The 12,494-nt window shown below is 67.4% G+C and carries 10 protein-coding genes and 2 pseudogenes; 9 read left to right on the forward strand and 3 right to left on the reverse strand.

Annotation, left to right across the window (positions count from 1 at the left end; all coding sequences use genetic code 11):
* Window positions 1-1,236, forward strand: a complete 1,236-nt coding sequence (locus AC5Y5O_RS15505) for a cytochrome P450 (protein ID WP_096289440.1) — start codon at window positions 1-3, stop codon at window positions 1,234-1,236.
* A gap of 1 nt (window position 1,237) precedes the next feature.
* Here the strand turns inward: AC5Y5O_RS15505 and AC5Y5O_RS15510 are convergent, their stop codons facing one another.
* Together AC5Y5O_RS15510 and AC5Y5O_RS15515 are read right to left on the reverse strand one after the other, a co-directional pair.
* Window positions 1,238-1,432, reverse strand: coding sequence for a ferredoxin (locus tag AC5Y5O_RS15510; RefSeq protein ID WP_096289441.1), 195 nt, complete (start codon window positions 1,430-1,432; stop codon window positions 1,238-1,240).
* An 11-nt stretch (window positions 1,433-1,443) separates the two neighbouring features.
* A complete protein-coding gene (locus AC5Y5O_RS15515; protein WP_500025676.1) occupies window positions 1,444-3,834 on the reverse strand; it encodes a CaiB/BaiF CoA-transferase family protein in 2,391 nt (796 codons plus the stop codon).
* A gap of 113 nt (window positions 3,835-3,947) precedes the next feature.
* Here AC5Y5O_RS15515 and AC5Y5O_RS15520 point away from each other — a divergent pair, with 113 nt between their 5' ends.
* Window positions 3,948-4,781, forward strand: coding sequence for a FadR/GntR family transcriptional regulator (locus AC5Y5O_RS15520; protein WP_096289443.1), 834 nt, complete (start codon window positions 3,948-3,950; stop codon window positions 4,779-4,781).
* 8 nt (window positions 4,782-4,789) lie between these two features.
* On the forward strand, window positions 4,790-5,509 hold the full coding sequence (locus AC5Y5O_RS15525; RefSeq protein WP_096289444.1) for an SDR family oxidoreductase: 720 nt from the start codon (window positions 4,790-4,792) through the stop codon (window positions 5,507-5,509).
* Here AC5Y5O_RS15525 and AC5Y5O_RS15530 read toward each other — a convergent pair.
* Window positions 5,472-6,341: an LLM class flavin-dependent oxidoreductase gene (locus tag AC5Y5O_RS15530; protein WP_096289445.1), complete on the reverse strand. Its 870-nt coding sequence runs from the start codon at window positions 6,339-6,341 to the stop codon at window positions 5,472-5,474. The two genes, AC5Y5O_RS15525 and AC5Y5O_RS15530, sit on opposite strands and share 38 nt — an antisense overlap.
* Window positions 6,342-6,410: 69 nt before the next feature.
* Here AC5Y5O_RS15530 and AC5Y5O_RS15535 point away from each other — a divergent pair, with 69 nt between their 5' ends.
* The 6 genes and pseudogenes from AC5Y5O_RS15535 to AC5Y5O_RS15560 all read left to right on the forward strand — a co-directional run bounded on the left by AC5Y5O_RS15535 (window position 6,411) and on the right by AC5Y5O_RS15560 (window position 12,163).
* Entirely contained in the window at window positions 6,411-7,478 is a 1,068-nt protein-coding gene (locus AC5Y5O_RS15535) for an acyl-CoA dehydrogenase family protein (RefSeq protein ID WP_096289446.1), read from the forward strand.
* Window positions 7,475-8,107, forward strand: a pseudogene (locus tag AC5Y5O_RS15540) (acyl-CoA dehydrogenase family protein); the annotation flags it as partial. The gene AC5Y5O_RS15535 and the pseudogene AC5Y5O_RS15540, both read left to right, overlap by 4 nt.
* A gap of 57 nt (window positions 8,108-8,164) precedes the next feature.
* Window positions 8,165-8,584 (forward strand): annotated as a pseudogene (locus AC5Y5O_RS15545) (acyl-CoA dehydrogenase family protein); the annotation flags it as partial.
* 2 nt (window positions 8,585-8,586) lie between these two features.
* Window positions 8,587-9,735 carry an acyl-CoA dehydrogenase family protein gene (locus tag AC5Y5O_RS15550; RefSeq protein ID WP_096289448.1) on the forward strand — a complete coding sequence of 383 codons (1,149 nt, stop codon included), beginning with the start codon at window positions 8,587-8,589 and terminating at the stop codon, window positions 9,733-9,735.
* Window positions 9,732-10,667, forward strand: a complete 936-nt coding sequence (locus AC5Y5O_RS15555) for an acyl-CoA dehydrogenase family protein (RefSeq protein ID WP_500025677.1) — start codon at window positions 9,732-9,734, stop codon at window positions 10,665-10,667. Before AC5Y5O_RS15550 ends, AC5Y5O_RS15555 begins: the two co-directional genes overlap by 4 nt.
* Window positions 10,664-12,163: a class I adenylate-forming enzyme family protein gene (locus AC5Y5O_RS15560; RefSeq protein WP_096289450.1), complete on the forward strand. Its 1,500-nt coding sequence runs from the start codon at window positions 10,664-10,666 to the stop codon at window positions 12,161-12,163. Before AC5Y5O_RS15555 ends, AC5Y5O_RS15560 begins: the two co-directional genes overlap by 4 nt.
* The last annotated feature ends 331 nt before the right edge of the window (window positions 12,164-12,494 follow it).

Consider the following 12,494-nt stretch of genomic DNA (forward strand, 5'->3'; position numbering starts at 1 on the left):
ATGACTGCTGCTGCAGTGGACCTATCCGATTTCGCCCTGTGGCGTAACGGTTTTCCCGACGAGTTGTTCGCCGATTTACGGCACGCCAGACCCCTTTTCCGGCACGAACTGACACCCGGTGTCGCCGACACGGTCAAGCGCCAATTCTGGGTCGCGACCAAGCACCGGCATGCGGTCCGCCTGCACCGCGACACCGAATCGTTCACCGCCGCCGACGGCCCGCTCATCCAGCCGGTCGCCCTGTTCTCGTCGTCCCCGACGATCATCACGCTGGACCCGCCGGACCTGAACAAGCGCCGCAAACTCATCTCCAACGCCTTCAATCCACGCGCGATCGCCAAGCTGGAGGCCGGCATCCGGGCGCGAGCGGCGCAGATGATCGACGCGCTGCTCGCCAAGGGCGGTGGGGACTGGATCGAAGATGTAGCCGACGCGTTGCCGATGACGGTGATCGGCGACATCATCGGCATCCCGGACGAAGACCGGCCGCGGATCTTCGACATCTTCGACCGCATCCTGAAGGCGCTCGCACCCGAGGCAGGCCCGAGTGGGCAGGTAGAGCTCGAGCTCTTCGGATCGGTCTTCGCATACGCGATGGACCTCACCGCGGACAAGCGCGGCAACCCGACCGACGACATCTGGAGCACGCTGGCGACCGCGGTGATCACCGGCGACGACGGCGAGGAATTCCGTCTGCCCGAAAACGAGCTGGAGTTCTTCTTCTTCGTGCTCGCGTTCGCCGGCAGTGACACCACCAAGAACGCGCTGGCCATGGGGCTGCAGGCGTTCGTCGCCGACCCCGAGCAGATCGAACGCTATCGCGCGGACGAAGCGGTGCGGCCCGGCGCCGTCGAGGAGGTGCTGCGCTGGGCCTCCCCGGTGGCGTATTGGACCCGCACCGCGAAGGTCGACGTGGAGATGGACGGTCAGCACATCCCCGCGGGCGACCGGGTGGTGTCGATGCTGCGTTCTGCCAATCGCGACGAGGAGGTCTTCGAGTCGCCGTTCACCTTCGACATCGGGCGGCAACCCAACCCGCATGTCGCGTTCGGCGGCGGCGGGCCCCACCACTGCCTGGGCGCGATGCTGGCGCGCGCCGAACTTCGGGCCGTGCTCGACGAACTGCTGCTGCGCTGCGATCGCATCGAAATCGGGCCGGCCACCGTGTCGTATCCGAACCTGACCACCAATATGTCGATCTTCGACGAGATGCCGATCTCGCTGACCCAGCGCTGAGTCAGTCCTCCTGCAAGCGCAAAGCGGCCTTGGGGCATTGCTCCACGGCGGCGCGCACGTCGATCTCGCGATCCGGCGGCACCGGACCGTCCGCGATCTGCACCACGTCCTCGTCGCCCAGTTCGAAGATGTCCCCGGCGAGCGATTCACAGAATCCGTTCGCCTCACACAGGGTCTCGTCGACGGTCACGCGCATCAGTTTCCTCCTTATAGGCCCTTCGGGCGGGTTCCGATCACCCCGCCGGCAGCGAGGTTCGCCAGTTCCTCGTCGGTCAGCCCGCACCGATCGCGCAGTACTTCTGCATTGTGCTCGCCGAGGGTCGGCGGTGGGCGAAGCAGCCACCGATCCTGCCCGGCAAGCGACGCGAACGGCGGGCACGGATACTCCGCTGACCCGATGCTCGAATGCTGCAACTCTTCGAAAAAGCCCCGGTCGCGCAGTTGGGGGTTCTCGGTCACCAGCGACGGCGAGATCACCGGCGCCGCAGGCACACCCGCGCTCGCCAGCCACTCCACCGTCGGCCCCAGGGGCTGCCCGGCAAACCACTGCCGCAGTCGGTCGTCGATGTCGTCGGCGCGCTCGCGTCGTCCGGCGGCGGTGTCCAGAGATTCGTCACACCAGGCCGGTTGCCCCATCACAGCGACGAGCGCGGCCCACTGCTGGTCGTCGCGCACGGTGACCGCGATCCAATCGTCGTCTCCGGTACACCGGTAGAGGTTTTGGATCAGCCCCCCGAAACCACGATTGCCGTTGCGGCTCAGCGTCTTTCCGTATACCTCGTACTCGATCGCCTGGATCGCGGCGGCGTTGAGCACCGTCTCGAGCATCGGCAGCTCCAGCTGCTGACCCGTTCCGGTGCGTTCGGTGAAGTTCAGCGCGGCCAGTACGGCGAAGGCGGCGTGCACCCCGGCCAGCGGATCGCAGGCGCCGCGCGGCGTCACCGGCGGGGCATCCGGCAGGCCGGTCACCCAGGCCAGCCCGGCGAGCTGCTCCATCGTGGGGGCGAATCCGACCCGGTCGCGCCACGGGCCGTCCAGACCGAACGCGGGCATCCGGGCGACGACGAGTTTGGGATTGACTTCGAGCAGCACGTCGGCGGTCAGTCCGAACTGGTCCATCACGCGCGGTGAGAAGTTCTCGATCACGACGTCGGCGCCGGCCGCCAGTTTCTTGAACAGAAGCCGTCCCTCTTCGGAGCCCAAATCCAATGTGACCGAACGCTTGTTGGTGTTCATCGCGTGGAACACCCAGCCGTACTCCCACCAGTCGTCCACGTCTTTGCGCATCCCGCCGGAGTACCGAATGCCGTCGGGACGCTGGATCGACTCGACCTTGATCACCTCGGCCCCGAACGCCGCCAGCAGGTGGGTTGCCGCCGGCCCGGCCCAGAACGCGGTCAGGTCCAGGATCCGCACACCCTCCAATGGCCTAGCGCCGCGCGCCAGCGCGCGCTCCTGTTTGCTTGTGCGCCAAGGTGGCTCGTCGTTGTCGGCGCCCAAAGGGGCGGTCTCGCCCACCGGAGCCGCCGCGCACGCCGACATCAGCCACGGCGGGCGGGGCTGATGAAAGCCGGCGGGATTGGGTTGGAATACCCCGCGTTCGGTCGCGTACTCCGTGTCGCGGATCGTGGCGCCGTTGCCCAGTGCCGCGATCGGCAGCCGGAACAGCTGGCCGAGCTCGACGATCTCCGCGACGGTGCGTTCGGCCAGCCACGGGCCGATCTGCTCGCGGATCAGGTCGCGATAGCCCCACCGGCCGATCTGAAAACGCAGCTGCTCAATCTCTTCCAGCTGCGGGCATTCCACCATCGCCAGGAAGTCGAGCCATTGCTGACCGGTCACCATGGTGATCCCGACGTAGCCGTCCTTGGCCGGTTCGATCGACGGGACTTCGGTGGTGCGGCTGATCGGGGGCACCCGCAGCAACTGCGAATGCAGCCATTCGCTGCTCTGCATCAACGTCATCGCCTCGAGCATCGAGAGATCGAGATGCTCACCGGGACCGCCGTGCTCGACGCGACGACGCACGGCCAGCGCACCGAACGCGGCGAACACACCGCCCATGTACTCCCCCAGGTCGCCGCCGATCGAGATCGGGGGCCCGGCCGGATCGCCGCGGAAACCGGGCGAGCCGGCCCAGGCCTGCAGGGTGAACTCGCTGGCGGGCCGGTCGGCATATGGTCCGGTCCAGCCGAAGTCGGAGATCGTGACGACGACCGCTTGCGGCGCATCCGCGAGCAGCCGGCGCGGATCGATACCCAGCGCTGCGGCACGCGACGGGCCGGCGGTGAGGATGATCACGTCGGCCGCGGCCAATTCGGCACGCAATCGCTGCGAGCCGGGCGCAAACGTCATGCTCTGCTTGCCGGCGTTGAGATAACTGTAGAACGGCGACGGCCGGTCGGCGGGCACCGGCGAGCCCGACGCCGTATAACGCCGCAGCCAATCGCCTTGCGGCGGTTCGATTTTGCGCACCGATGCACCGGCATCGACCAGCAACTTGCCGCAGTAGCTGCCAGCTATCCGGTCGCTGATCTCGACCACCCGCAGCTCGCGCAGCGGTGTCGGACGGTCGTCAGACCCCTGGCTCAATTGCATCCGCCCTTCCGATCGACACGCGACCAGAGATGCTATTTATATCATTACTGCTAAAATAGCTAAGCCAGCTGAGTGCGGGTTCGCCGCTCTGACGCTGCTCCTGCGAGGAATGGATGACCACCCTGGGAATTGGGCCCGATGCCCGTCGCCGGTTGTCGGCGCCGAGGATCGCCGAAATCGTAGCCGACGAACTGCGCCGGCAAATCATCGACGGCGAGCTGGCCGACGGCGATCTCCTGCCGCGCCAGGAAGTACTGGTCGAACAGTTCAACGTCAGCCTGGTCTCGCTGCGCGAAGCGCTGCGCATCCTGGAGACCGAGGGTCTGGTGTCGGTGCGCCGCGGTAACCGCGGCGGCGCCGTCGTGCATGCGCCGGCCAAGACCAGCGCGGCCTACATGCTCGGGCTGTTGCTGCAGAGCGAGTCCGTTCAGGTCGCCGACCTGGGCATGGCGTTGCAGGAGCTGGAGCCCGCGTGCGCCGCGCTGGCGGCTCAGCGTCCGGACCGGGCGGACACCCTGGTGCCAGAACTCAAGCAGGTCAACGATTCCATGGCCGAGCACCTCGACGACGGGCGACTGTTCACCGAAATCGGCCGTCAGTTCCACGATCTCATCGTGCAGGGCTGCGGAAATCACACCATCATCGCGGTCGTCGGCAGCCTGGAGACGCTGTGGAGCAGCCACGAGCGTCAATGGGCAGACGAGAGCGCGGCGCGCGGCACCTACCCCTCGCTGACCCAGCGGCGTGCGGTTCTCAATACACACGTCAAGCTCGCCGAGACGATTGCCGAAGGCGACGTCGACCGGGCTCGGCGCATCGCGGGACGTCACCTCGCCGATACGCAGACCTATGTGCTGGCCGGTCGGCCCAGCCAACGGATCTACGCCCTGTCGCCGCAGTCTCTTTCTCGTTCGGGGTCGCGCCCGCGCGATCTCCGGCAGTCCTAAGTCCCCCTATGCGAACCGCGTTGGTCACCGGCGGCAGCGGCGGGATCGGAAAGGGCTGCGGGCGCAAGCTTGCCGAACTCGGTTACGACGTGGTCCTGGTGGCCCGGCGCGAGGGCCCGTTACGCGCGGCGGCCGAGGAGATCGGGGCCCGTCACATCGTGGCCGACGCATCCGATCCGGACGGATTTAGCACTGCGATAAGCAGTTTGGAGACGATCGACCTGGTCGTTCACGCCGCCGGCACGCTCGGTGGAACGTATGCGCGCAAGCAGACCTTCCAGCAGTGGCAGGCCATCATCTCGGCCAACCTGGATTCGTGTTTCGTGGTGACCGCCGCGGTGCTGGCGCGGATGCGCCCCGGGTCCCGCTTCGTCTTCATCTCGTCGTCGGCCGCGCACGAGCCGATGATGGCCCGCACCGCCTACTCCGCGTCGAAAGCCGGCATGAACGCGTTCGCCCGCGCCCTGGCGCTCGAAGTCGACCGCGACGGCATCGCCGTGCACATCGTGACACCGGGCCCGGTGGAAACCGAGATGCTGCAGGACGTTCCCTTCGAGATGTTCGCGATTCAGATCTCCGATGTCGCCGAGGCGGTCGCCTGGCTGGACACCGTGGACCCGTCGGTGGATCTGCCGGAGATCCGGCTTTCCGCGGTGCAGCGCGGTCCGTACGCCCGGCCGCCGGTCGTTCCTAACGAAGCCCGCCGCCGCCGTCAGGGAACGGCTTGATCACCGTTTCGCCGAACTGGTGCAGCGAGTCCGGCTTCGCGAAATCCGCGAACCACACATAGAAGCGCTCGACGCCCTGGGCGGCCAGGCCCGCGAAATGCCGGATCAGATCGTCGGCGTCGCCGCACACCAGACCCGCCCCGAGCACGCCGAAGCGCCGGGTGCTGACCTCGCGCACGGTCTCGGGATCGGCACCGGAGTGGGCGAACCCGATCATCTGCTGCACCGAGATCCGGGCGCTTCCCGCCGACGGGGCCAACTTGGCCAACCGGTCGATGTGGTCGGCCTGCAGGTTCCACCAATCCGCATGATTGCGAACAAGTTCCATCATGCGAGGCCCGCTGCCACCCAGAACCAGCGGTATCGGATGGCTGCGCTTGGGTAACTGAGCCACGCCGTCGTCGGCACCGTCGCCCCAGTACTGCCTGATCAGGACCAAGTGACGGCCAAGCTGCGCAACGCGGGCCACCGGATCCTGCTGACCGACATCGAATCTGGTGAACTCGGAAGGCCAGGATCCCGAACCGAGGCCCAGGTCGAAGCGGCCGCCCGATGCGTCCGACAGGGTGACGGCTTGCTTGGCGAGCACGGCGGGATGCCGAAAGGCGTCGCACAGCACCAGATGTCCGACCCGCAGCCGCTCGGTATTGGCCGCCACCCAGGTAGCGACGGCCATTGCCTCCCAAATGCTTTCGCTCGGCAACCCGGGAGCCTCGAGGTGGTCGATGAACGCCATTCCGTCGAAGCCACTGGCTTCAGCGGCGCGCGCCCGTTGCGTGATGTCGCCCACCGACAACCGCACCTGCGGCAGGAACAGATACCACTCGACCATGCGCCACCTATGCTCGTGCCGATTGCAACAGCGCGGCTAGTTTACTATCTTTATTATGTTAGGGGTCTTATGGATGTCGGACTGACTTCGGATCAGCTGTCGCTGCGCGACACCGTGCGCGACGTTTTGCGTACCGAATGTCCTCCCGATGCCGCCCGGCAGGCCCTGACGGACCCGGAGCGCTGGCGCGCTCTGTGGAAGACCGTAGTCGACTTGGGCTGGACCGAACTCGCCGCACCCGCAGGCGGTGACTTCGGACCCGTCGAGCAGGCACTGGTGCTCGAGGAGTGCGGTGCCGCGTTGACCCCAATTCCGTTGCTCAGCAGCGTCGGTTTGGCCGCCGGCGTCTTGCGGGCCTGTGGTCTGGACAAGTTCCTCACCGACATCGCCGGCGGCGTCGTCGCCACCCTGGCGGTGCACGCCAAGGGATCTCGGCTGCCCGGACCACCGATGACACTGCGCGGCGGACGGGTGCGCGGCCGGGCGGTCGCGGTCCCCGACGCGGCCCGGGCAGAGCTGTTCGTCACGCTGGCCAAATCCCTCGACGGCCATGTCGCCGTGGTGGTGCGCGCCGGGGAGGGCATGACGATCACCGCGGGCGAATCCACCGACCCCGCGCACCCGGTCGCCGACGTCGAGATCGACGCCGAACCCGTGGCCTCGGCGCCCGTCGACCTCGAGTCGGCGCTGACCGCACCGATGGTGGCCGTCGCGGCCGATCTGGTCGGGACCGCCGGCGCCGCCTTGCACCTGTCCGTCGAGCACGCGAAGTCACGCCGTCAGTTCGGCACGCCGATCGGGGCGTTTCAGGGCATCAAGCACGCGCTGGCCGACAACTATGTCGGCGTCGAGCGCGCCCGCAGCCTCACCTACGCCGCCGCCGCCCGCCTCGCCGCGGCGAACACCGCACCCGCGGACGCCTGGACGGCCGCGGCACTGGCCAAGGCGGCGGCCGGTGATGCCGCGGCCAACTGTGCCCGCACCGCCGTCCAGGTGCACGGCGCACTCGGACAGACCTGGGAGCACGACGCCCACCTCTATGTCCGGCATGCCTGGCAGGGTGCGGCGCAGCTGGGAGACAGTCGCGCGCTCTACCACCAGGTGGGCTGCCGCTTCGTCGCCGGAGGCGCGGCGTGACGACTCCATCCGAGGTCGTCGCCGAGTACGTCGACTGGTTAGCCGCGTTCCTGCCCGACGACTACTACGAGAACTACCGCCGGTATCGCTGGGATATCCCGCTGCGCCGCGACCACCAACGGGCCGCGTTCGAGGCCGGGTGGATCCAGCCGACCTGGCCGCGCGAGCATGGCGGACGATCGCTGGGCCTGCGCGACGCGATGGAGATACGCATCGAGGGCGCGCTGCGGTCGGCGCCCAAACTGCCCAACATTCAAGGGCCAGGCGTCGCCGCACCCGGCATTCGCCAGTTCGGCACACCCGCCCAGATCGAGCGCCTGCTGGTGCCCCTGCTGCGCGGCGACGAATGGTGGGCGCTGGGCATGTCCGAACCGGAAGCCGGATCGGATTTCGCCGGACTGCGCACCCGCGCCGATCGGGACGCAGACGTCTTCCGGGTCAACGGCCACAAGATCTGGACCACCCAGGCCCACGAATCACGGTGGTGCACGCTGTATGCCCGCACCGATCCGGATGCGCCCAAGCACCGTGGCATCTCGTGCCTGATCCTCGACCTGCACTCCCCCGGTGTGCGCATCGAACCCATCCGGATGTCGTCGATCTCCGATGAGACGTTCTGCGAAGTCTTCCTCGACGACGTCGAGATCCCGGTGGAGAACCTGCTGGGCCCGGTCAACGGCGGCTGGAACGTCGCGCTGTCGTCGCTGCACCACGAGCGCCAGATGATCTGGATCATGAACTGGGTCGAAATCAAGCGCGGACTCGACGCGGTGCGCAAGGCCGGCGCCGACGACCAGGGCCTGTGCGCCGAACTCGGGTCGCTGCTTGCCGATGCCGAAGCGTTGCGGGCCACCGGATACCGTGCGCTGGGCAACGAGCTGGCAGGCCGCAACAGCCCGGAAGCCGACATCATGAAACTACTCGGATCGGTTACCTTGCAACGGGTTTGGGAACTCGCCGCCGCCGCCGAAGGACCGGGCTCGGCCGGCGACCCTGATCTGCTGTTCGAACGCCAGGACGCGCTCGCCGCCACCATCTACGGCGGAACCTCGGAGGTGCAGCGCAACATCATCGCCGAGCGACTACTCGGGCTGCCGAAGGGATAACGATGGATTACGACCTCGGCGACGACGCCGTCGAACTGCGACACCGGCTGCGGGAGTTGATCGCTCATCACGTGCCACCCGACTTCCTCGGGGCCTGCACGGAAGATCCCGAGGACCTCGCCACCACCGAGACGTTCTGCAAGCTGCTCGCCGTCGAGGGGCTGCTGGCGCTGGCCTGGCCGAAAGAGCATGGCGGCGGCGGTGGTTCGGTCTGGCAGCAGACCGTGTTACGCGAAGAGATGTGGGCTCAGCACGAGCCGCGCGGTCCGCAATACATGGGCATCAACTGGGTCGGTCCGGCACTGATGCGCTACGGCACCCAAGAGCAGAAAGCCAAACACCTGGCGGCCATCGCCTCCGGCGATGTGATTTGGTGCCAAGGCTTTTCCGAGCCGGAGGCCGGATCCGACCTCGTCTCGTTGCGTACCCGGGCCGTGCCCGACGGCGAGGGGTGGCGCATCACCGGCCAGAAGGTGTGGACGTCGTACGCCCAGATGGCGTCGTGGTGCGTACTGGCGACGTGCACCGACCCCGACGCGCCAAAGCACAAGCGGCTCACTCTCTTTCTGATCCCGATGGATCGGCCCGGCTTCACGGTACGGCCGATCCCATCGATGCTCGGCCCGCATCACCTCAACGAGATGTTCCTCGACGGCGTACCCGCGTACCCCAGCGATGTGCTCGGTGAGGTCGGTGACGGCTGGCGGGTGATGCGCGAGGCGCTCGCGTTCGAGCGGGTCGGAATCGCACGCTACGCACGCTGCGAGTCGCTGCTGCACCGCATGCAAAGCGAGCTCGGCGAGGACTGGGACCGGTTGCCCGAAACGCTTCGGGCCCGGTGGGTCCGGGCACTTGTCGACTTGCGAGTGGCCAGGCTGCTGGCCTACCGCGCGGTGTCGCTGCAGGACGATCCGTCGGCGGGGGCGGCGGCCAGCGCCGCCCGCATCGCGACCACGACCTGCGATCAACAGGTCGCCGAGTTGCTGTTCGACGTGCTGGGACCGGTCGCGCTGGACAGCGGGGCCTCGTCGGCACTGCACGGGGCGATTGAAGACCATTGGCGCTATGCACAAGCGGCCACCGTCGCATCGGGCACCATCGAGGTGCAACGGATGCTGGTGGCACGAGACGCCCTGGGAGAACACCGGTGAAAACCACACTGCCACAAGATATTAGCGACTTCGCGGCGGTCGCAGCCAAACGTTTCGATCGGCTGGGCGGGCCAGCGGCCGCCCTGCGGGCCGAGCGAGACGAGAGCGTCCGGGACGCGGCGCGCATGGCGCTGAGCGAGCTCGGCGCGTTCGAACTCGACGTTCGGTCCGGTCCCGACGAAGTGCTGGCCGCGGCGGTGCTCTGTCAAACCGCCGGTGCGCACGCGCTGCCCTATCCCCTCGTCGAGGAGCTGCTGGCGATCGACGGTGCCCGGCTGGCACTGGTCAATCCCGAGGCGCCGCGCATCGACCACGGCGACCTGCCCGGCGACTGGATCGCCGCGGACCTGGACGGCAATCGCTACCGGCTGCGGATCGCGTCGCGGACCAACGCCAAATTGGGGCCGTTCCTGGTGCCGGCCTCAATCAGCGCACCCGACGGGACAGTTCCGGCCGCCGACGTTAATCTTCATCTCGTGCTGGGATCATGGCGGATTCTGGGTGCGATGCAGCGCTCGCTGCAGATCGTCACTGACCATGTGCAAGCACGCATCCAGTTCGGCAAGCCGCTGGCGGATTTCCAGGCCGTCCGGTTCGCCGTCGCGGATGCCTCCGTCGCGGTACGCGGACTGCACGAGCTGGCGAAATACACCATTTGCCGCCCCGAATCACTGCCGGTGCAGGTGCATTCGGCCGACGCGCTGGTGTTGCGGTTCAAGGCCACCGACACCGCGCGGCAAGTGCTGCGCACCTCCCATCAGCTGCTCGGCGCCCTGGGGTTCTGCGACGAGTCCGATGTCAGCGTGCTCGACCGGCACACCCAGCCGCTGATCCGTCTTCCGCTGGGCGCCGAGGCACTCGGGCTGCGCCTGATCTCCGACGTCCGCGACGGCTCTCTGGAAACCCTGTTCACGGAGCCGGTATCAGCGTGAGCACCCAGCCCGCCGAAGCCTCGGCGACGCCGAACCCGTTCGAAGACGGGGTCCCGTTCGGAACCAAACTGGCCGAGCTCGCCGAGGAGCTGGGCGACAAGCCGGCAGTGACGATTGTCGCGCTGGACGGCACCGCCCAGACGCTGACCTTTCGCGAGCTCGATGCCCGCGCCAACCAGTGGGGACGGGCACTGGCCGCCAGCGGGGCTGAGACGGGTTCGCTTGTCGCGCTTGCGATTCCAAATTCACAGCACCTGGTGCTGGCCACGCTGGGGTGTTGGAAAATCGGCGCGGTCCCGATTCCCATGCACTGGGATCTGCCCGAATGGGAACGGGACCGGGTGCGCGCGGTGATCGATCCCGCCGTCGTCGTCGACGAGACAAGCCGGTGGGAGCTGGAGGCCAGGGCCGCCGCGGAACCGGCCGGCCCGCTGCCCGAGGCCGTTTCCCCGCATGCCAACGGAATCTGTAGCAGCGGGTCGACGGGCGTACCCAAGGTGATCCTCAGCCTGGCTCCGTCGCTGTGGATACCGCAGCAAGGCGAACCGTTTCTGTCCAACTGGACGCCGGTGGACAAGCCGCAGACGATCCTGGTGCCCGCACCGATGTATCACACCAACGGCTTCGCGACGTTCCTGATGCTGCTCAGCGGCGACCATCTGGTGATCCTCGAAAAGTTCGATGCGGCAGTGTTTGTCGACGCGATCGAGCGCTACCGGATCACCAACTTCACGGCCACGCCGACGATGCTGGCACGCATCGCGGCCCTGCCCGACATCGCGCAACGCGACCTGTCCAGCGTCGTGTTCATCCTGCAGGGCGCCGCGGTGATGCCGCCGTCGTTGCTGCACACCTGGTTCGAACTGCTCAGCCCCGAGCAGATCGTGACGGCCTACGGCATGACCGAGAATCTCGGTCTCACCGCATTGCGCGGCGACGAATGGCTGGCGCATCCCGGCAGTGTGGGTCGCGGCTTCCGCGACACCGAGATCCGGATTCTGGATGCCGACAAGAACCCGCTGGGCCCCGGCGAACACGGTGAGGTCTACCTGCGCTCGGTGATGAGCGCGGGCTACCGCTACCTCGGCGGGGCGCCGCCGCTGCCGTCGACCGACGACGGGTTCCGGTCCGCCGGCGACATCGGCCACCTCGACGAGGACGGCTTCCTCTACATCGTCGACCGCCGCGTCGACATGATCGTCAGCGGCGGTGCGAATGTCTTTCCCGCCGAAGTCGAATCGGCGCTCGCGGGGCACCCCGGCATCGCCGATGTCGTGGTCATCGGACTCGCCGACGAGCGGTGGGGCCGACGCGTGCACGCGGTCGTGCAGGCCGCCGACGGCGTGGAGGTCACCGAACAACACGTGATCGAGTACGCCAAGAACCGGCTGGCACCCTACAAGGCGCCCAAGACGGTCGAATTCGTCGACGCTATCCCCCGGACCGCGGCGACCAAGGTCAATCGCTCGGCGATGATCAAGGCCCGCGGCGGCTGAGGTCTCGACGTCCGCGCAATTTCGGGAGAGCTCGGCGAAATCGAACTTGTGCTCCTAGCCCGACCCTCTCGGAGCTTTTCCAAAATCGATGGCTACTTTGCGCTGGGCACGCATTCACCGCAAGCGGATTTTCAGATCGAAGTTCGTCGGATCCAGACCGGACCTCGGTCGAGATGGTGGCAGATCCGGTCTCACGCGCGTCACGGCGCCGGAGCCAACTGAGCCGGTGACGATCCCTACCTTCTGGCCGTTACCAGCCATTTCGGCGAAAGTCGCATGACAAGTCGGTTTTGTCATTCCGCACGTCGGGAGGCTATCGGTAAAGCGGCAA

It is taken from the genome of Mycobacterium sp. NGS40, assembly GCF_059812735.1.